General features: G+C 67.1%; 22 protein-coding genes. 16 read left to right on the top strand and 6 right to left on the bottom strand.

Translation table 11 applies throughout. From position 1 onward, the window contains the following. Window positions 1–69: 69 nt before the first annotated feature. From C1922_RS14975 to hslU, 6 genes are all read left to right on the top strand, one after another. Complete coding sequence (locus C1922_RS14975; RefSeq protein ID WP_108750481.1) at window positions 70–309, top strand: lipoprotein; 240 nt, start codon at window positions 70–72, stop codon at window positions 307–309. Then, window positions 302–1153, top strand: coding sequence for a diaminopimelate epimerase (gene dapF, locus C1922_RS14980; RefSeq protein ID WP_108750482.1), 852 nt, complete (start codon window positions 302–304; stop codon window positions 1151–1153). Before C1922_RS14975 ends, dapF begins: the two co-directional genes overlap by 8 nt. Then, a complete protein-coding gene (locus tag C1922_RS14985; protein WP_108750483.1) occupies window positions 1150–1824 on the top strand; it encodes a DUF484 family protein in 675 nt (224 codons plus the stop codon). Before dapF ends, C1922_RS14985 begins: the two co-directional genes overlap by 4 nt. 16 nt (window positions 1825–1840) lie before the next feature. Continuing rightward, window positions 1841–2713, top strand: a complete 873-nt coding sequence (gene xerC, locus C1922_RS14990) for a tyrosine recombinase XerC (protein WP_108750484.1) — start codon at window positions 1841–1843, stop codon at window positions 2711–2713. Between the two features lie 74 nt (window positions 2714–2787). Then, window positions 2788–3339 (top strand): ATP-dependent protease subunit HslV, encoded by a 552-nt coding sequence (hslV, locus tag C1922_RS14995; protein ID WP_005411093.1) that lies wholly within the window; start codon window positions 2788–2790, stop codon window positions 3337–3339. A gap of 89 nt (window positions 3340–3428) precedes the next feature. Beyond that, complete coding sequence (hslU, locus tag C1922_RS15000; RefSeq protein ID WP_108750485.1) at window positions 3429–4802, top strand: ATP-dependent protease ATPase subunit HslU; 1374 nt, start codon at window positions 3429–3431, stop codon at window positions 4800–4802. Between the two features lie 152 nt (window positions 4803–4954). Here the strand turns inward: hslU and C1922_RS15005 are convergent, their stop codons facing one another. Further along, window positions 4955–5608 (bottom strand): TetR family transcriptional regulator, encoded by a 654-nt coding sequence (locus C1922_RS15005; RefSeq protein WP_108750486.1) that lies wholly within the window; start codon window positions 5606–5608, stop codon window positions 4955–4957. Between the two features lie 227 nt (window positions 5609–5835). Between C1922_RS15005 and smeD the strand changes: the two genes are divergently transcribed. From smeD to smeF, 3 genes are read left to right on the top strand one after another with little or no spacing between them, the layout of a single operon-like run. Continuing rightward, the gene (gene smeD, locus C1922_RS15010) at window positions 5836–7023 is read left to right on the top strand and encodes a multidrug efflux RND transporter periplasmic adaptor subunit SmeD (RefSeq protein WP_108750487.1); all 1188 of its coding nucleotides are present in this window, start codon (window positions 5836–5838) and stop codon (window positions 7021–7023) included. Between the two features lie 12 nt (window positions 7024–7035). Next, entirely contained in the window at window positions 7036–10158 is a 3123-nt protein-coding gene (gene smeE / locus C1922_RS15015; protein ID WP_108750488.1) for a multidrug efflux RND transporter permease subunit SmeE, read from the top strand. Between the two features lie 58 nt (window positions 10159–10216). Then, window positions 10217–11602, top strand: coding sequence for a multidrug efflux RND transporter outer membrane subunit SmeF (gene smeF, locus C1922_RS15020; protein WP_108750489.1), 1386 nt, complete (start codon window positions 10217–10219; stop codon window positions 11600–11602). A gap of 475 nt (window positions 11603–12077) precedes the next feature. Here smeF and C1922_RS15025 read toward each other — a convergent pair whose 3' ends face one another. From C1922_RS15025 to C1922_RS15040, 4 genes are all read right to left on the bottom strand, one after another. Next, the gene (locus tag C1922_RS15025) at window positions 12078–12500 is read right to left on the bottom strand and encodes a low affinity iron permease family protein (RefSeq protein WP_108750490.1); all 423 of its coding nucleotides are present in this window, start codon (window positions 12498–12500) and stop codon (window positions 12078–12080) included. Window positions 12501–12570: 70 nt separating this feature from the next. Then, window positions 12571–12897 (bottom strand): hypothetical protein, encoded by a 327-nt coding sequence (locus C1922_RS15030; protein WP_108750491.1) that lies wholly within the window; start codon window positions 12895–12897, stop codon window positions 12571–12573. 75 nt (window positions 12898–12972) lie between these two features. Next, window positions 12973–13233, bottom strand: a complete 261-nt coding sequence (locus C1922_RS15035) for a hypothetical protein (RefSeq protein WP_108750492.1) — start codon at window positions 13231–13233, stop codon at window positions 12973–12975. A 200-nt stretch (window positions 13234–13433) separates the two neighbouring features. After that, the gene (locus C1922_RS15040) at window positions 13434–13886 is read right to left on the bottom strand and encodes a nucleoside deaminase (protein ID WP_108750493.1); all 453 of its coding nucleotides are present in this window, start codon (window positions 13884–13886) and stop codon (window positions 13434–13436) included. A gap of 81 nt (window positions 13887–13967) precedes the next feature. Here C1922_RS15040 and ubiE point away from each other — a divergent pair, with 81 nt between their 5' ends. The 4 genes from ubiE to C1922_RS15060 all read left to right on the top strand — a co-directional run bounded on the left by ubiE (window position 13968) and on the right by C1922_RS15060 (window position 18385). After that, on the top strand, window positions 13968–14729 hold the full coding sequence (gene ubiE, locus C1922_RS15045; RefSeq protein WP_108750494.1) for a bifunctional demethylmenaquinone methyltransferase/2-methoxy-6-polyprenyl-1,4-benzoquinol methylase UbiE: 762 nt from the start codon (window positions 13968–13970) through the stop codon (window positions 14727–14729). Window positions 14730–14988: 259 nt separating this feature from the next. Then, window positions 14989–16917, top strand: a complete 1929-nt coding sequence (locus C1922_RS15050) for a M1 family metallopeptidase (RefSeq protein WP_108750495.1) — start codon at window positions 14989–14991, stop codon at window positions 16915–16917. Window positions 16918–17039: 122 nt separating this feature from the next. Further along, the gene (locus C1922_RS15055) at window positions 17040–17771 is read left to right on the top strand and encodes a hypothetical protein (RefSeq protein ID WP_108750496.1); all 732 of its coding nucleotides are present in this window, start codon (window positions 17040–17042) and stop codon (window positions 17769–17771) included. Beyond that, window positions 17762–18385, top strand: coding sequence for an HAD-IA family hydrolase (locus C1922_RS15060; protein ID WP_267896401.1), 624 nt, complete (start codon window positions 17762–17764; stop codon window positions 18383–18385). Before C1922_RS15055 ends, C1922_RS15060 begins: the two co-directional genes overlap by 10 nt. Window positions 18386–18497: 112 nt before the next feature. Here the strand turns inward: C1922_RS15060 and C1922_RS15065 are convergent, their stop codons facing one another. Further along, complete coding sequence (locus C1922_RS15065) at window positions 18498–19436, bottom strand: carbohydrate kinase family protein (protein ID WP_108750497.1); 939 nt, start codon at window positions 19434–19436, stop codon at window positions 18498–18500. A 283-nt stretch (window positions 19437–19719) separates the two neighbouring features. On the opposite strand from C1922_RS15065, the gene C1922_RS15070 reads away from it, so the two are divergent. From C1922_RS15070 to mreD, 3 genes are all read left to right on the top strand, one after another. Next, window positions 19720–20766, top strand: coding sequence for a rod shape-determining protein (locus C1922_RS15070; RefSeq protein ID WP_005419402.1), 1047 nt, complete (start codon window positions 19720–19722; stop codon window positions 20764–20766). A gap of 122 nt (window positions 20767–20888) precedes the next feature. Continuing rightward, a complete protein-coding gene (mreC, locus tag C1922_RS15075) occupies window positions 20889–21953 on the top strand; it encodes a rod shape-determining protein MreC (protein WP_108750498.1) in 1065 nt (354 codons plus the stop codon). After that, a complete protein-coding gene (gene mreD, locus C1922_RS15080) occupies window positions 21950–22435 on the top strand; it encodes a rod shape-determining protein MreD (protein WP_005419400.1) in 486 nt (161 codons plus the stop codon). Before mreC ends, mreD begins: the two co-directional genes overlap by 4 nt. Window positions 22436–22438 lie beyond the last annotated feature (3 nt).

Genomic DNA, 22438 nt, shown 5'->3' on the forward strand with positions numbered 1-22438 from the left:
CTGCGCGCGATGGTCGACCAACGGTCGACTCTACCTACCGCTCAGCCACCAATGGCTATACTCGGGGCCATGAAGATCCCCCATCGCAATGCCATTCTGATTCCGTTGGCAGCGGCCTCGCTGCTGTTCCTGTCCGCCTGCGGCAACAAGGGCCCGCTGGTACTGCCGCAGAAGCCGGTGCCGGTGGAAGAAGTGGTTGAGCCGGCCGCCGATGCCGAGGCCACGCCGCCGGCCACCCAGCCGACCAGCGACGGCAGTCCGTCCACCACCCCCGACCCGATCAAGCCGGTGGACGACGGGAATGAGTAAGGCCGGCAACAACGCGCTGCGCTTCAGCAAGATGCACGGCGCAGGCAACGATTTCGTGGTGATCGACCTGCGCGACGGCACCCCGCCGCCGTCGCCGGAACTGGCCGCGCGCCTGGCCGACCGCCATACCGGCGTAGGCTGCGACCAGATCCTGACCATCGAGCCGCCGCGTGCGGAAGGCTCGGTGGCCTCATACCGCATCTGGAACGCCGACGGTTCCAATTCCGAACAGTGTGGCAATGGCGCGCGCTGCATCGCCGCTTGGCTGGTGCGCGAGGGCAGTGCGCAGGGCGCGCAGTTCGTCATCGACAGCCCGCTGGCCAGCCATGCCGTGCAGGTACTGGGCGATGGCCGTTTCTCGGTGGCCATGGGCGTGCCGGCGTTCGAACCGGCGCAGGTGCCGCTGGTGGGCTTTGCCCACCCGCGTGAGGAATACCTGCTGCCGCTGCAGGGGGAGAGCGTGCGTTTCGCCGCCGTGTCGATGGGCAACCCGCACGCGGTGATCGAAGTGGGCCTGGTCGATGCCGCGCCGGTGGAACGCGTGGGCGGCCTGCTGCAGCAGCACGCCTCGTTCCCCAATTCGGTGAACGTGGGCTTTGCCCAGGTGATGGCGCCGGACCATGCGCGCCTGCGCGTGTTCGAACGCGGCGTGGGCGAAACCCTGGCCTGCGGCAGCGGTGCCTGTGCCGCGGCGGTCACCCTGATGCAGCGCGGCCGCCTGCAGCGCGATGCCCGCATCAGCCTGCCCGGCGGTGAACTGCGTATCCAGTGGCCCGGTGAAGGCCAGCCGGTGGTGATGGCCGGCCCGACCGCATTCGTCTTCGAAGGGGAGTGGAGTGCATGACTGAGACCGCCGACAAGCTCGGGGCCCACGAAGTCGCCAGCTGGCTGCGGCGGCATCCGGGCTTCCTCAAGCAGTTTCCCGACCTGGCCCTGTCCCTGGTGGTGCCGCGCGACGACGGCCCCACCGCGTCGCTGGCCAGCTACCAGCTGGAAGTGCTGCGCGAGAAGAACCGCGAGCTGGCGCGGCGGCTGGCCGACCTGGGCGCCACCGCCCAGGTGAACGAGCGCTTGGCGGTGCGTACCCACCAGCTGACGCTGGCCCTGATGAAGCAGGACAACGCCGCCGATACCCTGCGCGCGATGGCCGCCTCCCTGCAGGAAGACTTCGCCGGCGATCTGGTGCGGTTGGTGGTGCATGCGCCGGTGGCCGGGCTGGAGCAGGCCGACTGGCTGCAGGTGATCGCCGCCGATGACCCGCAGCTGGGCCCGTTCCGCGACTGCCTGAAGGATGGCGAGCCGATCTGCGGCCGCCTGCAGGCCGACAAGAACGCCGTGCTGTACGGCGTGCGCAGCGAGGAAGTGCAGACCACCGCCCTGCTGCCGCTGCCGGGCGTCGGCCTGATTGCCGTGGGCAGCCACGACCCGAATCGTTTCTACCCGGGCATGGGCACGCTGTTCCTGCGCATGATGGGCGATGCCCTTGCCACCGGCCTGAAGCGATTCCACGACTGAACGGAGCGCTGCCTCGATGAGCGCGGTACAGCAGTTCCTGCAGCACCTGCAGGTGGAACGGCGGATGTCTGCGCACACGCTCGACGCCTACCGCCGCGACCTGGATGCGCTGTCGGTCTGGGCCGAACCGCGCGGTGTGGCGGTGGAGGCGCTGGACGTGGATGCCGTGCGCCAGTTCGTGGCCGACGAACACCGACGCGGGCTGTCAGCCAAGAGCCTGCAGCGCCGCCTGTCAGCCTGCCGCAGTTTCTATGCCTGGCTGCTGCGCCATGGCCGCATCGAGGCCAGCCCGGCGGCCACCTTGAGGGCACCGCGTGCACCACGGCGGCTGCCGCAGGTGCTCGACGCCGATGAAGCGGTGCAGCTGGTCGAGCTGGAGCCGGAAGGCGAGCTGGGCCGCCGTGACCGCGCGCTGCTGGAACTGTTCTATTCGTCGGGCCTGCGCCTGAGCGAAGTCTGCGCGCTGACCTGGCGCGACCTGGATTTCGCCAGCGGCCTGGTGAACGTGATGGGCAAGGGCAACCGCCAGCGCCGGGTACCGTTCGGACGGCCGGCGCGCGAGGCGTTGCTGGCCTGGCGCAGTGAAAGTGGCGGACTGCCGGCCCAGCCGGTGTTTCCCGGCCGTAACGGGCCGATCAGCCAGCGCGCGGTGCAGGTGCGCATCCGCCAGCTGGCGCAGCGCCAGGGGCTGTTCAAGCACGTGCATCCGCACATGCTGCGGCACAGTTTCGCCAGCCACATCCTGGAATCGTCGGGCGATCTGCGCGGCGTGCAGGAGCTGCTGGGCCACGCCGACATCGCCACCACTCAGATCTACACCCATCTGGATTTCCAGCACCTGGCCAAGGTCTACGACGCGTCCCACCCGCGCGCCAAGCGGCGCCGCTGAACGGCAGCCATCCACGCAGGCTTGATCACCCCCGCCGCTGTCCCCATGTCCGGTGAACAGCTATCGGAGGCCGCATGGACCCCAGTCAGAATCCCAACGTTTTCCACGCCACCACCATCGTCTGCGTCCGCCGCGGCGAGCACGTGGCCATTGCCGGTGATGGCCAGGTCACGCTGGGCCACACGGTAATGAAGGGCAATGCACGCAAGGTCCGCCGGCTCGGCCGCGACGGCCAGGTGCTGGCCGGTTTCGCCGGCGCCGCCGCCGATGCCTTCACCCTGTTCGAACTGTTCGAAGCCAAGCTGGAAAAGCACGGTCAGTTGCAGCGTGCGGCCGTCGAGCTGGCCAAGGATTGGCGCACCGAGCGCCGCCTGGGCAAGCTGGAAGCCCTGCTGGCCGTGGCCGACAAGGAAACCTCGCTGATCATCAGCGGCACCGGCGATGTGATCGAGCCGGAGGACGGCATCATCGCCATCGGTTCCGGCGGTTCCTACGCCCTGTCGGCCGCACGCGCGCTGATGGCGCACACCGAACTGGATGCACGCACGATTGCCAGCGAAGCCATCGGCATTGCCGGCGACATCTGCATCTACACCAACCGCAACGTGGTGGTCGAGGAGCTGTAAGGCTCCCCGATCCGCCGGGCAGGGCCCGGCGCTACCGGCCGGAGCCGTTCGGTTCCGGCGTCATCGACAACGCATTCGTGAGCACATCCATGTCGAAGATCGAAGTTTCCTCTGCCACCATGACACCGCGCGAAATCGTGCAGGAACTGGACCGGCACATCGTGGGCCAGCACGACGCCAAGCGCGCGGTGGCCATCGCCCTGCGCAACCGCTGGCGCCGCATGCAGCTGCCTGCCGAGCTGCGCAATGAAGTGATGCCGAAGAACATCCTGATGATCGGCCCAACCGGTGTCGGCAAGACCGAGATCGCGCGCCGCCTGGCCACCCTGGCCAACGCGCCGTTCGTGAAGGTCGAAGCGACCCGCTTCACCGAAGTGGGCTACGTCGGCAAGGACGTGGAGCAGATCATCCGCGACCTGGCCGATACCGCGGTCAAGCTTTATCGCGAGCAGGCCAAGGTGCGCGTGCGTACCCAGGCCGAAGAGCGCGCCGAAGACCGCATCCTCGACGCACTGCTGCCGCGCCGCAGCGGCGGCATCGGTTTCGATCCGGAAGCCGCACGCAACGAACCGTCGGCGCAGGACAACGAAACCCGCATCAAGTTCCGCAAGATGCTGCGCAGCGGCGAGCTGGACGAGCGCGAGATCGAACTGGACCTGGCCGCCAACGTCAGCATGGACATCATGACCCCGCCGGGCATGGAGGAAATGGGCCAGCAGCTGAAGTCGATGTTCGCCAACCTGGGCGGTGGCGCCAAGGCACACAAGCGCACGCTGACCATCAAGGCCGCGCGCCCGCTGCTGGTGGAAGAAGAGGCCGGCAAGCTGGTCAACGAAGACGATATCCGCACCGCGGCGATCGAAGCCTGCGAACAGCACGGCATCGTTTTCATCGACGAGATCGACAAGGTCGCCAAGCGCGGAGACAACGTGGGCGGCGGCGATGTGTCGCGCGAGGGCGTGCAGCGCGACCTGCTGCCGCTGGTGGAAGGTTCCAACGTGTCCACCAAGTACGGCACGATCAAGACCGACCACATCCTGTTCATTGCCTCCGGCGCGTTCCACCTGGCCAAGCCCAGCGATCTGATTCCGGAACTGCAGGGTCGTTTCCCGATCCGCGTGGAACTGGGCGCGCTCAGCAAGAACGATTTCGTGCGCATCCTGACCGAGCCCAAGGCCGCGCTGACCAAGCAGTACGAAGCGCTGCTGGCCACCGAAGGCGTCAAGGTCAGTTTCACCGCCGATGCCATCGACCGCCTGGCCGAGATCGCCTTCCAGGTGAACGAGCGCCAGGAGAACATCGGTGCCCGTCGCCTGCACACCGTGCTGGAGCGCCTGCTGGATTCGCTCAGCTACGAAGCGCCGGACCGTGATGGCGAAACCCTGGCCATCGACAGTGCCTACGTCGATGCACATCTGGGTGAGCTGGTGCAGGACCCGGACCTGAGCCGCTACATCCTGTAACGCCAGGCGGGGTCGGATCCCTCGCGCCGCGTGGGCTCCGACCCCGACCCCCGTAACGCATGAGGCCGCCGAAAGGCGGCCTTTTCCATGGGGTCGGATCCCATGCGCGTGCCCATCCACGCATGGCGTGGATCTACCAGGTAGCGCCGACCCTACGGCAGCGGCTCGGGAATCGACCCCGGCACGAACACGCCGTCCTTCACGTAAGCGGCCAAGGTCATGTCCAGCGCCAGCATGCCGTCGCGCTTGAGGTCCATCAGCTCCGGTTCCACCATCGCCCCGTGCAGCACGCCCAGCACGGTGGCGTGCAGCATGCGCGCGGCAATCTTCGGGTCGGCACCGTCGCGCAGCTGGCCCAGGTCCTGCGCCCGGCGCAGCGCACGTTCCATCCGGTCCAGCGCATCGCGGAAACCGGACTGCTGCAGTTCGGCCAGCGCCCGGCTTTCCGACGAGGCATCGCTGCGCAGCATGATCTCCATGGTCTTGCGCAGGCGCTCGTCCTCAGACAGTTCGATGAACGAATAGATCATCACCGCACGCAGGTCGTGGATCGGCGTCTGCCGCTCGTCGCTGGACGTGCGCTCAAGTTCCTGCATGAAGGGCAGGTGCACCCGCTGGATGATCGCGGCCAGCACCTCGGTCTTGTTCTTGAAGTGCCAGTACACCGCGCCGCGGGTATAGCCGGCGCGCGCGCCGATCATCTCCAGCGTGGTCCGGGCCACCCCGTGTTCATGGAAACAGGCCTCGGCCGCATCAAGGATGCCTTCGCGGGTGGCCTGGGTGTCCTCTTTGGTCTTGCGCGCCATGGGTCGGTGAGTGGGTACGAATGCCGGTGAAACCTGGCTGAATTGTACCGCTTTACAAACAAACAAGCATGTATGTATATTTCGCACCCATGCTCCCCGCCATGTATGCGCGCCTGCCCATGCCCCGGGGAGGGCAGCCCCCTCGCGACCACCCAGCCCGTTTCTGGCGCCCGGCAGTCGTATCAGGGCGCCCTGAGAATTTCCTCTACCCGCGAGCCCCCAGCCCCATGCACCTGAACCGAATCCGTCCCTTCCTGCTGTCGCTGGCCATCGCCGCGACCGTGGCCGCCTGCGGTGGCCAACCCGAACAGCCCCAGCAAGGCCCCGGCCAGGTGACCGTGGTGACCCTGAAGTCGGAAAGCGTGGGCCTGACCCGCGAACTACCCGGCCGCACCAACGCCTTCCTGGTCGCCGAAGTACGCCCGCAGGTCAGCGGCATCGTCGCCAAGCGCCTGTTCACCGAAGGCGGCCTGGTGAAGGAAGGGCAGCCGCTGTACCAGATTGAAGACGCCAGCTACCGCGCCCAGGCCAACAGCGCCCGCGCCCAGCTGGCCCGCGCCGAAGCCACCGCCAACGCCGCACGCCTGAGCGCCAAGCGCATTACCGAACTGGCCAAGGTCGATGCGGTCAGCCAGCAGGACCTGGAAAACGCCGTGGCCGCGCAGAAGCAGGCCGAGGCCGATGTCGGTGCCGCCAAGGCTGCGCTGGATGCGGCCAATGTCACCTTGGGCTACGCGCGCATCACCGCGCCGATCAGCGGCCGCATCGGCAAGTCCAGCGTCACCCAGGGCGCGCTGGTCAGCGCCGGCCAGGCCGACGCGCTGGCCACCGTGCAGCAGCTCAGCCCGATCTACGTCGACCTGACCCAGTCCTCGGCCGAACTGCTGCAGCTGCGCCGCGAACTGGCCGCCGGGCGCCTGCAGGACAACCAGACCCTGCCGGTCACCATCCTGCTGGAAGACGGCAGCGAGTTCCCGCACAAGGGCGCGCTGGAGTTCTCCGAAGTCAGCGTGGACCCGACCACCGGCAGCTACGCGCTGCGGGTAAAGGTGGACAACCCCGACGGCCTGCTGATGCCGGGCATGTACGTGCGCGCGGTGATCGGCGGCGGCGTGCGCGCCGATGCTGTGCTGGTGCCGATGCAGGGCATCGCCCGCGACGCCAAGGGCGATACCAGCGCCATGGTGGTGGGCAAGGACAACAAGGTGGAAGTGCGTCCGGTGAAGGTCAGCCGCGCGATCGCCGACAAGTGGCTGGTCGAGGACGGCCTGCAGCCGGGTGACAAGGTCATCGTCGAAGGCCTGCAGAAGATCGGCCCCGGCATGCCCGTGCAGGCCACCGAGAAGGGCGCTGCCCCGGCACAGCCGGACGCCGCCCCGCAGCCTGCCGCGCAGCCGGCCGGCGACGCGAAGTAAGCGGAGAATTCCATGGCACGTTTCTTTATTGATCGACCCATCTTTGCGTGGGTGATCGCGATCATCATCATGCTGGCCGGTGCGCTGGCCGTGCTGAAGCTGCCGGTGTCGATGTACCCCGAAGTGGCCCCGCCGGCCGTCGAGATCAGCGCCACCTACCCGGGTGCATCGGCCAAGGTGGTCGAGGACTCGGTCACGCAGATCATCGAGCAGAACATGAAGGGCCTGGATGGCCTGATCTACTTCTCGTCCAACAGCTCGGCCAACGGCCAGGCCACCATCACCCTCACCTTCGAAGCCGGCACCAACCCGGACATTGCCCAGGTGCAGGTGCAGAACAAGCTGCAGCTGGCCATGCCGCTGCTGCCGCAGGAAGTACAGCGGCAGGGCATCAACGTGGCCAAGTCCAGCAGCGGCTTCCTGCAGGTGCTGGGCTTTGTGTCCAACGATGGCAGCATGGATGCCAACGACATCGCCGACTACGTGGGTTCGAATGTCGTCGACACCCTCAGCCGCGTGCCGGGCGTGGGCAACATCCAGGTGTTCGGCGGCAAGTACGCCATGCGCATCTGGCTGGACCCGAACAAGCTGCACACCTACAAGCTGTCGGTCGATGAAGTGACCGCGGCGATCACCGCGCAGAACGCACAGGTGGCCATCGGCCAGCTGGGCGGTGCGCCGTCGGTGAAGGGGCAGCAGCTCAACGCCACCATCAACGCGCAGGACCGACTGCAGACCCCGGAACAGTTCCGCAACATCCTGGTGCGCGGTGGCACCGATGGCAGCGAACTGCGCCTGGGCGACGTCGCCCGCGTGGAACTGGGCGCGGAAAGCTACGACTTCGTCACCCGCTACAACGGCAAGCCGTCCACCGGTATCGCCATCACCCTGGCCACCGGCGCCAACGCACTGGATACCGCCGAAGGCGTGCGCGCCGCACTGGATGACATGAAGGCCAGCTTCCCGGCCGGCCTGGAAACGGTCATTCCGTACGACACCACCCCGTTCGTGAAGGTGTCGATCAAGGGCGTCATCAAGACCCTGATCGAAGCGATCGTGCTGGTGTTCGTGGTGATGTACCTGTTCCTGCAGAACTTCCGCGCCACCCTCATTCCCACCATCGCGGTGCCGGTGGTGCTGCTGGGTACCTTCGGCGTGCTGGCCGCGCTGGGCTTCTCGGTGAACATGCTGACCATGTTCGCCATGGTGCTGGCCATCGGCCTGCTGGTGGACGATGCCATCGTGGTGGTGGAGAACGTCGAACGCATCATGTCCGAAGAGGGCCTGTCGCCGCTGGAAGCCACCCGCAAGTCGATGAGCCAGATCACCGGCGCGCTGGTGGGCATCGGCCTGGTGCTGTCGGCGGTGTTCGTGCCGATGGCCTTCATGAGCGGCTCCACCGGCATCATCTATCGCCAGTTCTCGGCCACCATTGTTTCGGCCATGGCGCTGTCGGTGCTGGTGGCGATCGTGCTGACCCCGGCGCTGTGCGCCACCATGCTCAAGCCGCTGAAGAAGGGCGAGCACCATGTGGCCCACCGTGGTCTGGTCGGCAGGTTCTTCAACGGCTTCAACCGCGGCTTCGACCGTTCCAGCGAGACCTACCAGCGCGGCGTGAAGGGCATCATCCATCGCCCGTGGCGCTTCATGGGCATCTTCCTGGCGCTGGCCGTGGTGATGGGCGTGCTGTTCGCGCGCCTGCCCAGCTCGTTCCTGCCCAACGAAGACCAGGGCATCATGATGGCGCTGGTGCAGACCCCGGTCGGTGCCACCCAGGAACGTACCCTGGAAGCGATGGCCAAGCTGGAAGACCACTTCCTGAAGAACGAAGCCGACGCCGTCGAGTCGATCTTCGCGGTGCAGGGCTTCAGCTTCGCCGGCATGGGCCAGAACGCGGGCATGGCGTTCGTGAAGCTGAAGGACTGGAGCGAACGTGATGCCGACCAGAGCGTGGGTGCGATCACCGGGCGTGCGATGGGCGCGCTGGGCCAGATCAAGGACGCCTTCATCTTCGCCTTCCCGCCGCCGGCCATGCCGGAGCTGGGCATCGGTTCGGGCTATACGTTCTTCCTGAAGGACACCAGCGGCAAGGGCCATGATGCCCTGCTGGCCGCGCGCAACCAGCTGCTGGGTGCGGCCGGGCAGAGCAAGCTGCTGGCCAACGTGCGCCCCAACGGCCAGGAAGATACGCCGCAGCTGCGCATCGACGTGGACGTGGAAAAGGCCAACGCGCTGGGCCTGTCGATCAGCTCGATCAACAACACCCTGGCCGCGGCCTGGGGCAGCAGCTACATCGATGACTTCATCGACCGTGGCCGCGTCAAGCGCGTGTACGTGATGGCCGATGCACCGTTCCGCATGAACCCGGACGACTTCAACGTCTGGTCGGTGAAGAACGGGCAGGGCGAGATGGTGCCGTTCAGTGCCTTTGCCACCAAGCGCTGGGATTACGGTTCGCCGCGCCTGGAACGCTACAACGGCGTGTCGGCGATGGAAATCCAGGGTGAACCGGCCACCGGCGTTGCCTCGGGTGATGCCATGGCCGAGATCGAGCGCATCGCCAAGGATCTGCCGGCGGGCTTCGAGATCGAATGGACCGCGCTGTCCTACCAGGAACGCCAGGCCGGTTCGCAGACCCCCCTGCTGTACACGCTGTCGCTGCTGATCGTGTTCCTGTGCCTGGCCGCGCTGTATGAAAGCTGGAGCGTGCCGACCTCGGTGCTGCTGGTGGCGCCGCTGGGCATCCTGGGTGCCGTGCTGGCCAACACCTTCCGTGGCATGGAACGCGACATCTACTTCCAGGTGGCGATGCTGACCACGGTGGGCCTGACCAGCAAGAACGCGATCCTGATCGTGGAGTTCGCCAAGGAAAACCTGGAGAAGGGCGTTGGCCTGATCGAAGCGACGATGCACGCCGTGCGTGACCGTCTGCGCCCGATCATCATGACCTCGCTGGCCTTCGGCCTGGGCGTGCTGCCGCTGGCCATCGCCTCCGGCGCAGGCTCCGGTGCGCAGCGTGCCATCGGCACCGGCGTGCTGGGCGGCATGCTGGTCGGCACCGTGCTGGGCGTGTTCTTCATTCCGTTGTTCTTCGTGGTCGTGCAGCGCGTGTTCAAGCGCAAGACCGCGGCGTAACCCTGCCGGCGGCGCCGGGCCCTGTCCGGCGCCGCCATCGTGACCCCAAGGTGTCGCCATGAAATTCCATACCCTTGTTCTTTCTGCCGCCGTGGCCCTTGTGCTGGGCGGCTGTTCCACCCTGGTGCCGAAGAACACCGCCGTCGCCCCGGGCATTCCCGCGCAGTGGCCGGCGGAAGCCACCGAAGGTGAAGTGGCCGATGCGGCCACCGTCGGCTGGCGCGATTTCTTCACCGATGTGCGCCTGCAGGAAGTGATCGGCCAGGCCCTGGCCAACAACCGCGACCTGCGCGTGGCCGTGCTGAACGTGGAAAAGGCGCGCGGCCAGTACCGCGTGCAGCGCGCCGACCGCGTGCCCGCGCTGGCCGCGCAGGGGCAGATGCAGCGCAGCGGCGGTGATGTGCCGGTCAGCGAGCAGTTCAGCGCCAACCTGGGCGTGGCCGAGTTCGAGCTGGATCTGTTCGGCCGCGTGCGCAACCTGAGCGAAGCAGCGCTGCAGCAGTACTTCGCCGTGGCAGCCAACCGCCGCAACGCGCAGCTGAGCCTGGTGGCCGAGACCGCCACCGCATGGCTGACCTACGGCGCCGACCAGCAGCAGCTGAAGATTGCCGAAGCGACCCTGAAGACCTACGAGGATTCGCTGCGCCTGGCCGAAGCACGCCACGAGCGCGGTGGCAGTTCGGGCCTGGAACTGAGCCAGACCCGCACGCTGGTGGAAACCGCGCGCACTGACGCGGCGCGTCTGCGCGGCCAGCTGGCGCAGGACCGCAATGCACTGGCGCTGCTGGCTGGCGGCCAGATCGATCCGGCGCTGCTGCCCGACAGCATCGCACCGCAGGTACTGGCGCTGGCGCCGCCGCCGGCGGGCCTGCCCAGCGACGTGCTGCTGCAGCGCCCGGACATCATGGCCGCCGAACACCAGCTGCTGGCCGCCAATGCCAACATCGGAGCCGCGCGCGCCGCGTTCTTCCCCAGCATCCAGCTGACCGGCAGCGTAGGCAGCAGCTCGGGCGAACTGTCCGGGCTGTTCGACAGTGGCACGCGGGTGTGGAGCTTCCTGCCGACCATCACCCTGCCGATCTTCCAGGGCGGCAAGCTGCGCGCGAACCTGGCCGTGGCCAATGCCGAGCGCGATATCGCACTGGCCGAGTATGAAAAGTCGATCCAGACCGGCTTCCGCGAAACCGCCGACGCGCTGGCGCTGAACGTCAGCCTGGACGAGCAGGTCGCCTCGCAGCAGCGTCTGGTGGAAGCGGCCGAGCTGGCCAATCGCCTGTCGCAGGCACGCTATGACGCCGGCCTGGATAGCTTCGTCACGCTGCTCGACGCGCGCCGTACTGCATACAGCGCACAGCAGACCCAGCTGCAGGCGCAGCTGGCCCAGCAGGCCAACCGCATCACCCTGTACAAAGTGCTGGGCGGCGGCTGGCGCGAGCGCAGCTGAGCCGCGCCCCCGGCACGGCTCAGCGCTCTGGTAGGTGCCAACCTTGGTTGGCACAACGGCGGCACGCGCGGGATGGCCTTGGCTCTGGTAGGTGCCAACCTTGGTTGGCACAACGTTGGCGCGTGCGCTGAAGAGCATGCCAACCAAGGTTGGCATCTACCGAAGCGGGGTTCCAGGCGCGTGCGCTGAAGAGCATGCCAACCAAGGTTGGCATCTACCGAAGCGGGGTTCCAGGCGCGTGCGCTGAAGAGCATGGCGACCAAGGTTGGCATCTACCGAAGCGGGGTTCCAGGCGCGTGCGCTGAAGAGCATGCCGACCAAGGTTGGCATCTACCGAAGCGGGGTTCCAGGCGCGTGCGCTGAAGAGCATGCCGACCAAGGTTGGCATCTACCGAAGCGGGGTTCCAGGCGCGTGCGCTGAAGAGCATGCCAACCAAGGTTGGCATCTACCAAAGCGGGATTGCAGGCGTGGGCATTACACCGCTTCATCATCGCGCGGGGGAACGCGGCATGCGCGTACCCGCGCCAATGCGTCACCCGCCTCGCGGGCCATGCGCTCGTACTCGGCGCGGATTTCCTCCAGGCGCTCCTCGTCCATCTCTTCCAGATCCAGCAATTCGTTGTTGGCATCGGCCGTGGCGCGGATCAGCTCGTCCAGCTTGATCTGCATCGCCGCGGTATCAGCGTTCTGCGTGTGCTGGATCAGGAACACCATCAGGAAGGTGATGATGGTGGTGCCGGTGTTGATGACCAGCTGCCAGGTGTCGTTGAAGCCGAACACCGGGCCGCTGATGCCCCACAGCACCACAATGCTGATCGCCGCCAGGAAGGTCCACGGCGAACCGGCCGCGGCGGAGGCCTTCTTGGCCAGGGTGTTGAACAGGTTGCGTGCGCTCATCGGGGTCGTTCCAGGGGAATGACGCGGATGATCGGCGGCGGCCCGTGCACGGGCCGTGCAGCAGCGCCTGTCAGGCGCGCAGGCGCGGCGCCTGCTGGCTGCGCACCGGGCTGCTCTGGTAGACGTGCTGCCAGCAGCGTTCGACGAACTCGCGGGCCTGCGCCTCGGTCAGGCGCGGCATGATCTGCAGGGCGTACTGGGTCTGGAACATCTCGTCGCGCTGCGCATCGCTGGCACGCGGCTGGGTGATCAGCGAATCGCAGGCGAACTTGACCCACGGCACGTACGAACCGAACGAGTTGTGCGCAAGCGCGCCATCGGCATGCTGGCGGCGCCAGTGGTCCAGTTCGGCGTCGACATTGATGACCGGGGGGATGGTGGGGACTTCAGCGTGCATGACGATCCAATGGGCAGAAGGTGAAAGGGAGTGGGGGGTGATGCCGAGTGTCGTCGGTTGCCGGTGCATGCAGTGTCAGTGCGGCGTGCATCCGGTGTGCGCATCCAGCAATTGCGCATGCTCCACCGCGCCCAGTGCTTCGGCCATGTCGGCCATGGCATTGCACAGCTGCACCTGGTCGCGCGGGTGCGCGTGCATCACTTCCAGCTGCAGTCCCTGGTAGGCAGACCAGAACGGCGCGCCACGGCGGTGCAGCGCGAACTGCTGGCGCAAGCGTTCGCGGATGCCGGCAAGGGCCGGGTGGTCGGGCAGGGAAGGTGCGGCGTGCGCGCTCATCGGCTGGCTCCGCCGGAGCAACGGGCCCCGGTGCATTCCACCGTAGGCCCCTTGCGTGCACGCGATGTTAGTGGCGTGTGTGCGACTGACGTGGCTGACTGTGCGCCAGTGCGCACGCAACGCCGCAGACGCAACCGGCACAAGGCTGCGCCGGCGCTGAAGAATTCATAAAGCGTGCAGCGTCTTCACGGTGCTTCGGCTTATTCGCCGATGTCTTCGTTCCAGATGTCCGGGTGCTGCGCAATGAAACCGCCCAGCAGGTCCACGCACTCCTGGCTGTCCAGATCGATCACGTTCACGCCGTTCTCGCGCAGCCAGTCGATGCCGCCCTGGAAGGTGCGCGACTCGCCCACCACCACGGTGCCGATGTTGAACTGGCGCACCAGCCCGGAGCAGTACCAGCACGGTGCCAGGGTGGTCACCATGATGGTGTCCTGGTAACGGCGCTGGCGGCCGGCCTTGCGGAAGGCATCGGTTTCGCCGTGCACCGACGGGTCGCCTTCCTGCACGCGGCGGTTATGGCCGCAGCCCAGCAGGCGGCCATCGTTGTGGTACAGCGCCGCGCCGATCGGCACGCCGCCTTCGGCCAGGCCCTGGCGGGCTTCGGCAATGGCGGTCTGCAGCAGGGCCTGGTAGTCGGGCGTGGTGATCATGCGGGGCTCCGGTGGGTCATGGCCGGCCATGATACGGCGCCGTTGCCCCGCAGCGGCCCCAGCGGTGCGATAATCGGGGTCATGAGCGAATCCCCCTACAAATCCGGTACCACCCACTTCGGGTTCCGCGACGTCGACGCCAAGGACAAGCAGAAGCTGGTCGGGCAGGTGTTCACTTCGGTTGCGCGCAACTACGACCTGATGAACGACCTGATGAGCCTGGGCGTTCACCGGGCGTGGAAGCGCTACTACGTAGCCACCGCGCAGGTGAAGCCGGGTGACCGCGTGCTCGACCTGGCCGGTGGCACTGGCGATATCGCCGCCCTGCTGAAGGAGCGCGTCGGCGCCGAGGGCTCGGTGGTGCTGGGCGACATCAACGCCGGCATGCTGTCGGTCGGCCGTGACCGCCTGACCAACCGCGGCCTGGTGCTGGGCCTGGACTACGTGCAGTGCAACGCCGAAGCCCTGCCGTTCCCGGACAACAGCTTCGATCTGGTCACCATCGCCTTCGGTCTGCGCAACGTGACCGACAAGGATGCCGGCCTGCGCGAGATGTACCGCGTGCTGAAGGTGGGCGGCCAGGCCCGGGTGCTGGAGTTCTCCGAAGTCACCGCCGACTGGTTCAAGCCGATCTACGACTTCCATTCGTTCAGGATCCTGCCGAAGCTGGGCAAGCTGTTCGCCAACGATTCGGACAGCTACCAGTACCTGGCCGAGAGCATCCGCAAGCACCCGCCGCAGGAAGAGCTGAAGGCGATGATGGGGCAGGCCGGTTTCGAGCGCTGCCACTACAAGAACCTGACCGGCGGCATCGTGTCGATCCATTCCGGTTACAAGCTGTAATTCCTGCTCTGGTAGGTGCCGACCTTGGTCGGCACGGGGCCCGCAGCGGTCATCCGCTCTGGTAGGTGCCGACCTTGGTCGGCACGGGCCCCGCAGCGGCCATCCGCTCTGGTAGGTGCCGACCTTGGTCGGCACGGGCCTGCCGCACGCGTGGATGGATTCGTGCCAACCAAGGTTGGCACCTACCGGGCGCGGGTGGCACCCTCCGGGCCGGGGGAGAGGTACCATTGGGGTTTGATCCCCGTAACGGTCCCGATTCATGCGTAATCCGCTGATGCTCCTTCCGCTGGCCGTGGCCCTGGCCGCCGGCTGCTCCCAGGAGGCGGCCGCGCCCGCCGCCGCCCCGACTGCCGAAAAGGCCCCCGCCGCCCCCGTGAACGCCGAAAACCGCAGCCACGACGAAAGCTCCTATGCCGAGCCGGACAAGGTCGTCATCAAGGACATCGCGCTGGATCTGAAGCTGGATTTCGACCAGAAGCAGATCGGCGGCACCGCCACCTACACCCTGGAATGGAAGCAGAAGGACGCCCAGCAGCTGGTGCTGGACACCCGCGAGCTGAGCGTTTCCAAGGTCGAGGCCATCGCCGCCGACGGCGCGCGCAGCCCGCTGAAGTTCGAACTGGCCCCGGTCGACAAGGTGTTCGGCAGCAAGCTGACCATCGAAGCCCCGGCCCAGCCGGCCAAGGTGGAAGTGAGCTACCACACCGCCCCGACCGCCTCGGGCCTGCAGTGGCTGGAGCCGTCGATGACCGAGGGCAAGAAGCTGCCCTTCATGTTCAGCCAGTCGCAGGCCATCCACGCCCGATCCTGGGTGCCGCTGCAGGACACCCCCAGCGTGCGCTTCACCTACAGCGCGCACGTGGTCTCGCGCCCGGACGTGATGGTGCTGATGAGCGCCGACAACGATCCCAAGGCCGCGCGTGACGGTGACTACACCTTCAAGATGCCGCAGCCGATTCCGTCCTACCTGCTGGCCATCGCCGCCGGTGACCTGGTGTTCGAGCCGATTTCCGGCCGCTCCGGCGTCTGGGCCGAGCCGACCATGGTGAACAAGGCCGCCAAGGAATTCGAAGACACCGAGAAGATGATCGGTGCCGCCGAGAAGCTGTACGGCGAATACCGCTGGGGCCGCTACGACATGCTGGTGCTGCCGCCGTCGTTCCCGTTCGGCGGCATGGAAAACCCGCGCCTGACCTTCGCCACCCCGACCGTGATCGTCGGCGACAAGTCGCTGGTTTCGCTGGTCGCCCACGAACTGGCGCACAGCTGGTCGGGCAACCTGGTCACCAACGCCAGCTGGAAGGACATCTGGTTGAACGAAGGCTTCACCACCTACGTGCAGGGGCGCATTACCGAAGCCCTGTACGGCAAGGAAATGGCCGAAATGGAAAAGCAGATCGACCAGACCGATCTGCTGGCCGAAGTGAAGGACATGAGCCCGGCCGACCAGGCCCTGGCGCTGCCGCCGCTGAACGAGCGTGACCCCGACGAAGCCCTGAGCCAGGTTGCCTACGTGAAGGGTTCCTGGTTCCTGGAGTTCCTGGAACAGCGCTTCGGCCGCGAAACCTTCGATCCGTTCCTGCGTGGCTGGTTCGATGACCATGCCTTCCAGAGCGCCAACACCGACCAGTTCGTCGAGTACCTGAAGAAGAACCTGCTGCCGAAGAACCCGACGGCGGTGAGCGAAGCCGAACTGAAGGCATGGCTGGACGAGCCGGGCATCCCGGCGTTCGCGGCCAAGGCGCAGTCGCGCAACTTCAGCAGCGTCGATGCCGCGCGCATCGCCTTCTCCGGCGCCGGCAGCCTGCCGGGCAGCCAGGTCACCGCTGAATGGGGTACCCAGGAATGGGTGCGCTTCATTGACGGCCTGGGCACCACCCTGCCGCTGGACAAGCTGGCGGCGCTGGACAAGGCCTATCACTTCACCGGTACCCCGAACGGTGAAATCGCCATGCGCTGGTACCCGCTGACCATCCGCAGCGGCTACACCCAGGCCAACGAAGCGGCCGGTGCGTTCATCGAGCGCGTGGGCCGTCGCAAGCTGATCATGCCGATCTACGCCGAACTTGTGAAGACGCCGGAAGGACTGGCGTTCGCCAAGCAGGCCTTCGAGAAGGCCAAGCCGGGTTACCACCCGATCACCACCGCCTCGGTGCAGGACATGCTGGCCAAGGCCGAAGCCAAGTAAGAAAAACGCGCCGGGCATCCCCCGGCGCTTTTTTTGTAGAGTCGAGCCATGCTCGACTGCTGTTGGACGGTCAGTCGAGCATGGCTCGACTCTACAGAAAGGCACCCGCAAAGGATTTCCGCATGAAACGACTGATCCTGCTCACCGCCTGCACCTTGGCGCTGGCCGCCTGCAGCAACCCTGAAGAAGAACGCAAGGCGCAGGAAGCGGCGGCCGCGGCCGCCCAGGCGCAGAAGGAAGCGAAGGCCGACGACGTGGCCAAGCAGTACGACACCGCCGTGGCCGCGCAGGACTGGGAACGCGCGCGCATCCACGGCGGCTCGCTGCTGGACCAGTACAAGGACACCGCCGCCGCCGAGCGCATTGCCGCCGGCTTCGATGAGGTGAAGGCCAAGGCCGATGCCGCGCGCAACCTGCGCCGCATGCAGGCGCTGTGGCAATACAACGAGATTCCGGTCGGCAGCAAGGGCGTGCAGCGTTCGGCGTCGATCTACAGCAAGGAACGCGTGGACGTGGATGGCAGCGGCGCCAAGCCGGTGCAGCTGGTGTTCCGCGACCACCCCGAATGGAAGCGGCACGCCTACCTGGTGCTGCAGGCCGGCGATTTCCGCTGCCCGCAGTGCACGGTGAAGGTGACCGTGGACGACGGCAAGCCGGTATCGATGGCTGCGTGGCGGCCGAAGACCGACGAGGCCATCGCGATGTTCATCACCGACCAGAAGGCACTGTGGAAGCTGGCGCAGAAGGGCCAGTCGATCAGCATCGAGTTCCCGGTGAAGGCCGGCGGCACCCGCACCGCGGTGTTCGAGACCGGCGGCGTGGACAGCAGCCGCATGCCGTCGTGGTGGAAGTAACGCCCCGCGCGACGGCGGCACCGCCCCTGTCGGCCGTGCGCCACTGGGTGTTCGACATGGATGGCACGCTGACCGTGGCCATGCATGATTTCGGCGGCATCAAGCGCGCGCTGGGCATCCCGCCCAGTGCGGACATCCTGGCGCACCTGGCCGGTCTGCCGGCGGCGGAGGCGGCGCAGAAGCACGCCTGGCTGCTGGACCATGAGCGGGCGCTGGCCGCAGACGCACTGCCGGCGCCGGGGGCGGTAGCGCTGCTGCGTGCGCTGGCCGCGGCCGGCTGCCAGGTCGGCATCCTGACCCGCAACGACCATGCACTGGCCAAGCTGACGCTGGATTCGATCAGGGTAGGGGATCTGTTTGACGATGGCGCCATCATCGGCCGCGATGAAGCGGTGCCCAAGCCCTCGCCCGATGGCGTGCAGCAGCATCTGCGGCGCTGGGGTGCCAGTGCCGGCGGGGCGGTGATGGTGGGCGACCACGCCTACGATCTGGACTGTGGCCGCGCCGCCGGTGCGCGCACCGTGCTGGTCAACCTGCCGGACAATCCGTGGCCGGGCCGCGCGGATTGGCATTTCGCCGATTGCCGCGCGTTGCACGCGGCGTGGCAGGGCTGAAACCGGCGTGTCGACCAAGGTCGACACCTACCAAGCGCGTGTCGACCAAGGTCGACACCTACCAAGCGCGTGTCGACCAAGGTCGACACCTACCCAGGGCATTGCCCTTCGGTTACGCGTTCAGCGCGTAGCCGAACTGCTGTTTGAACTGCTCATTGAACTCGTCGAAGGTGAAGCGCTGGTTCTGGGTGCCCGGGTGCTCGACCTTCAGCGCGCCCATCAGGTTGCCCATGCGGCCGATGGTCAGCCAGTCGTAGCCCTTCTGGATGCCGTAGATCAGGCCGGCGCGGAAGGCGTCGCCGCAGCCGGTCGGGTCGACCACGCGGCGCTCGTGCGCCGGCGGAATGTCGTAGCTCTTTTCCGGGGTGTGGATCACCGCGCCCTTCGGGCCGCGGGTAGTGATGTAGGCCTTCACCCGGCTCACGATCTCCTTCTCGTCCCAGCCGGTGCGCTCCTGCAGCAGGTTCGACTCATAGTCGTTCACCACCACGTAGTCGGCCTGCTCGATGAACGCGCGCAGTTCCGGGCCGTTGAACAGCGGCATGGCCTGGCCCGGATCGAAGATGAACGGAATGCCGTCTTCATGGAATTCCTGCGCGTTCTGGATCATGCCCTCGCGGCCGTCCGGGCCGACCAGGCCCAGGGTCACGCCCGGCACGCCGCGCACGTGGTTTTCGTACGAACGCATCATCGCGCCCGGGTGGAAGGCGGTGATCTGGTTGTTGTCGTGGTCGGTGGTGATGAACGCCTGCGGGGTGAACAGCTCATCGATCACGCGCACGCGCGACAGGTCGATGCCCAGGCCTTCGAAGTATTCGCGGTAGGGGCCGAAATCCGAACCCACGGTGCCCATCGGGATCGGCTCGCCGCCCAGCAGGTGCAGGTTGTAGGCGATGTTGCCGGCGCAGCCGCCGAACTCGCGGCGCATGCGCGGCACCAGGAAGGACACGTTCAGGATGTGCACCTTGTCCGGCAGGATGTGATTCTTGAACTGGTCCGGGAACACCATGATGGTGTCGAAGGCAAGAGAACCACAGATCAGAGCGGACATCGATGTAAGCCTATGCGGTGAATTTTGGGGTGGGCCGGCCCGCTTCGGCGGGCAAGCAAACGGCGCCCATGGGCGCCCGACGGCGCAAAGGTTACCCGCTGGTGCCGCTCAGGGCCAGAACCGGGTGATGCCCGATCAGGCCGAAAGCCTGTGAAGACGCGGGTTCAGCTAGTTTTTTCCTTGCTCGGCGGCAGGCGGGTTGCTAGGCTTGTCGGCCTCGATTTCTGCCCATTTTTTCGCCATCCCGCGGCGGGCACGACACCCCTCAGGACTCCTTCCTCAGATGTTCAAGAAACTCCGTGGCATGTTCTCCAACGACCTGTCCATCGACCTGGGCACGGCCAACACCCTCATCTACGTGCGCGGGCAGGGGATCGTGCTGAACGAGCCGTCGGTCGTGGCCGTGCGCCAGGACCGTGCCATTGGTGGCACCCGCTCGGTGGCAGCCGTAGGCGCCGAAGCCAAGCAGATGCTGGGCCGTACCCCGGGCCACATCACCACCATCCGCCCGATGAAGGACGGCGTCATCGCCGACTTCACCTACACCGAGGCGATGCTCAAGCACTTCATCAAGAAAGTGCACAAGTCCCGCGTGCTGCGCCCCAGCCCGCGCGTGCTGGTCTGCGTGCCGGCCGGTTCCACCCAGGTCGAGCGCCGCGCCATCAAGGAATCGGCCGAGGAAGCCGGTGCCCGTGATGTGTTCCTGATCGAAGAGCCGATGGCCGCCGCGATCGGCGCCGGCATGCCGGTCACCGAAGCCCGCGGTTCGATGGTCATCGACATCGGCGGCGGCACCACCGAAGTGGCGGTGATCTCGCTGAACGGCATCGTCTATTCGGCCTCGGTGCGCATCGGTGGCGACCGCTTCGACGAGTCGATCACCAACTACGTGCGCCGCAACCACGGCATGCTGATCGGTGAAGCCACCGCCGAACGCATCAAGGTGGAGCTGGGCTGCGCCTATCCGCAGGCGGAAGTGATCGAGATGGAAATTTCCGGTCGCAACCTGGCCGAGGGCGTGCCGAAGATGATCAAAATCAGCTCCAACGAGGTGCTGGAAGCCCTGCACGAGCCGCTGTCGGGCATCGTCAGCGCGGTCAAGCTGGCGCTGGAACAGACCCCGCCGGAACTGTGCGCCGACGTGGCCGAGCGCGGCATCGTGTTGACCGGTGGTGGTGCCCTGCTGCGCGACCTGGACCGCCTGATTTCCGAGGAAACCGGCCTGCACGTACAGGTGGCCGACGATCCGCTGACCTGCGTGGCCCGCGGTGGCGGTCGTGCGCTGGAGCTGGTGGACATGCACGGCAACGAGTTCTTTGCGCCGGAATAAGCCGACCCGGCTGCTCCCGCCCGCAGCGCCCCTCCGGGGTGCGGTCTGCCCGCATGGGCCGACCCGCACCGGCGGGGCGCCCGCATGTTTCCCTTCCGCCTTCTGCCAGTTGAATCGTTGACGTGCCGCCCTACGCCGGACCCCCCGTCGCTTCCCGTTCCGGTGATGCCGCCAGCCCGCTGCGGCTGCTGGCCTACCTGGCGCTGGCCATCACCCTGATCGTGCTGGATGACCAGGCCGGTTGGCTGGCGCGCCTGCGCGAACAGGCCAACAGCCTGGTGCAGCCGGTGTGGTCGCTGGCCGGCCTGCCCGGCAAGCTGGGCAGCCAGGTGAAGGACAGCGCGGCCAGCCATGGCCAGCTGGTGGCCGACAACCGCGAACTGCGCAACCAGCTGCTGCTGGCCAACGCGCGCCTGACCCGCCTGCAGACCGCCGCGCTGGACAATGCCCAGCTGCGCGAACTGCTGAACGTGGCCGAGCGCAGCGGGCTGGACGTGCAGCTGGCGCCGATCCTGGATATCGACCTGGACCCAGTGAAGCAGCGCCTGGTGCTTGATGCCGGCAGCCGCGAAGGCGTGCACGTGGGCCAGGCGGTGATCGACGCCGGTGGCCTGATGGGGCAGGTGATCAGCACCACCGGTGGCACCTCCACCGTGCTGCTGCTGACCGACCCCGACCATGCCGTGCCGGTCACCGTGGCCCGCAACGGCGTGCGGCTGATCGTCTATGGCCGTGGCGATACCCTGGAACTGCGTGACATTCCGCTCAGCGCGGGCGTGGAAGTGGGCGATGAGATCGTCACCTCCGGCCTGGGCGGGCGTTTCCCGGCCGGCTTCCCGGTCGGCACCATCACCGGCCTGCGCCCGGACGATACCCACGCCTTCCTGGTGGGCGAACTGAAGCCGGCAGCGCAGCTGGATCGCGGTCGCGACGTACTGCTCCTGCGCCCGGGTGCGGCGATCCGGATTCCGCAGGCGCTGCGGCAGAGCCTTCAGATGGGGGCTGCCGACGCTCCCGCCGGCAGCGAACCGCAGCCGGCAGGCAGCGCGCCGGCCGCGGCCACATCGGCCGCCCCGGGCGCCTCCGCTCCGGCACCTGCTCCGTCTTCGGCATCGTCTGCACCGCCGCCGACGGCTTCGCCTGCAGCAACGCCCACCGCGCCCACCACGCAGGAGCCCGCACGATGAGCCGCCTGCGCGACAACCCGTGGGTGCTGCCGGCCAGCCTGGTGGTGGCACTGCTGCTGGGCCTGCTGCCGTTGCCGGCGCTGCTGCAGCCGCTGCGCCCGTACTGGCTGGCGCTGGTGCTGGCGTACTGGGTGATCGAAGCCCCCGAACGCGTGGGCCTGGGCATCGCCTTCGCCAGCGGCGTGGTGGCCGACCTGCTGTACGGCGGGGTGCTGGGCGAACAGGCCCTGCGCCTGGTCATGCTGGCCTTCATCCTGCAGCGCTTCCGCGCCCGCATCCGCTTCTTCCCGATGTCGCAGCAGATGCTGGCCATCGGCGGCCTGCTGTTCAACGACCGCATCGTCAGCGCGCTGGTGCACATCGTGGTGGACGAGCCGACCCTGCCGTGGTCGTACTGGTGGGCACCGCTGCTGGGCATGGGCCTGTGGCCGCTGGTGTTCGTGCTGCTGGATGCGGTGCGCTTCGGCAAGCGTGGGCGCTGAGCC

Source organism: Stenotrophomonas sp. ZAC14D2_NAIMI4_7 (assembly GCF_003086675.1).
In the GTDB taxonomy this organism is placed as follows: domain Bacteria; phylum Pseudomonadota; class Gammaproteobacteria; order Xanthomonadales; family Xanthomonadaceae; genus Stenotrophomonas.

Excerpts from the sequence above, each read along its gene's own strand:
- C1922_RS14975 (WP_108750481.1), top strand. The coding sequence starts at position 70 with ATGAAGATCCCCCATCGCAATGCCATTCTGATTCCGTTGGCAGCGGCC.
- dapF (WP_108750482.1), top strand. The coding sequence starts at position 302 with ATGAGTAAGGCCGGCAACAACGCGCTGCGCTTCAGCAAGATGCACGGC.
- C1922_RS14985 (WP_108750483.1), top strand. The coding sequence starts at position 1,150 with ATGACTGAGACCGCCGACAAGCTCGGGGCCCACGAAGTCGCCAGCTGG.
- xerC (WP_108750484.1), top strand. The coding sequence starts at position 1,841 with ATGAGCGCGGTACAGCAGTTCCTGCAGCACCTGCAGGTGGAACGGCGG.
- hslV (WP_005411093.1), top strand. The coding sequence starts at position 2,788 with ATGGACCCCAGTCAGAATCCCAACGTTTTCCACGCCACCACCATCGTC.
- hslU (WP_108750485.1), top strand. The coding sequence starts at position 3,429 with ATGTCGAAGATCGAAGTTTCCTCTGCCACCATGACACCGCGCGAAATC.
- C1922_RS15005 (WP_108750486.1), bottom strand. The coding sequence starts at position 5,608 with ATGGCGCGCAAGACCAAAGAGGACACCCAGGCCACCCGCGAAGGCATC.
- smeD (WP_108750487.1), top strand. The coding sequence starts at position 5,836 with ATGCACCTGAACCGAATCCGTCCCTTCCTGCTGTCGCTGGCCATCGCC.
- smeE (WP_108750488.1), top strand. The coding sequence starts at position 7,036 with ATGGCACGTTTCTTTATTGATCGACCCATCTTTGCGTGGGTGATCGCG.
- smeF (WP_108750489.1), top strand. The coding sequence starts at position 10,217 with ATGAAATTCCATACCCTTGTTCTTTCTGCCGCCGTGGCCCTTGTGCTG.
- C1922_RS15025 (WP_108750490.1), bottom strand. The coding sequence starts at position 12,500 with ATGAGCGCACGCAACCTGTTCAACACCCTGGCCAAGAAGGCCTCCGCC.
- C1922_RS15030 (WP_108750491.1), bottom strand. The coding sequence starts at position 12,897 with ATGCACGCTGAAGTCCCCACCATCCCCCCGGTCATCAATGTCGACGCC.
- C1922_RS15035 (WP_108750492.1), bottom strand. The coding sequence starts at position 13,233 with ATGAGCGCGCACGCCGCACCTTCCCTGCCCGACCACCCGGCCCTTGCC.
- C1922_RS15040 (WP_108750493.1), bottom strand. The coding sequence starts at position 13,886 with ATGATCACCACGCCCGACTACCAGGCCCTGCTGCAGACCGCCATTGCC.
- ubiE (WP_108750494.1), top strand. The coding sequence starts at position 13,968 with ATGAGCGAATCCCCCTACAAATCCGGTACCACCCACTTCGGGTTCCGC.
- C1922_RS15050 (WP_108750495.1), top strand. The coding sequence starts at position 14,989 with ATGCGTAATCCGCTGATGCTCCTTCCGCTGGCCGTGGCCCTGGCCGCC.
- C1922_RS15055 (WP_108750496.1), top strand. The coding sequence starts at position 17,040 with ATGAAACGACTGATCCTGCTCACCGCCTGCACCTTGGCGCTGGCCGCC.
- C1922_RS15065 (WP_108750497.1), bottom strand. The coding sequence starts at position 19,436 with ATGTCCGCTCTGATCTGTGGTTCTCTTGCCTTCGACACCATCATGGTG.
- C1922_RS15070 (WP_005419402.1), top strand. The coding sequence starts at position 19,720 with ATGTTCAAGAAACTCCGTGGCATGTTCTCCAACGACCTGTCCATCGAC.
- mreD (WP_005419400.1), top strand. The coding sequence starts at position 21,950 with ATGAGCCGCCTGCGCGACAACCCGTGGGTGCTGCCGGCCAGCCTGGTG.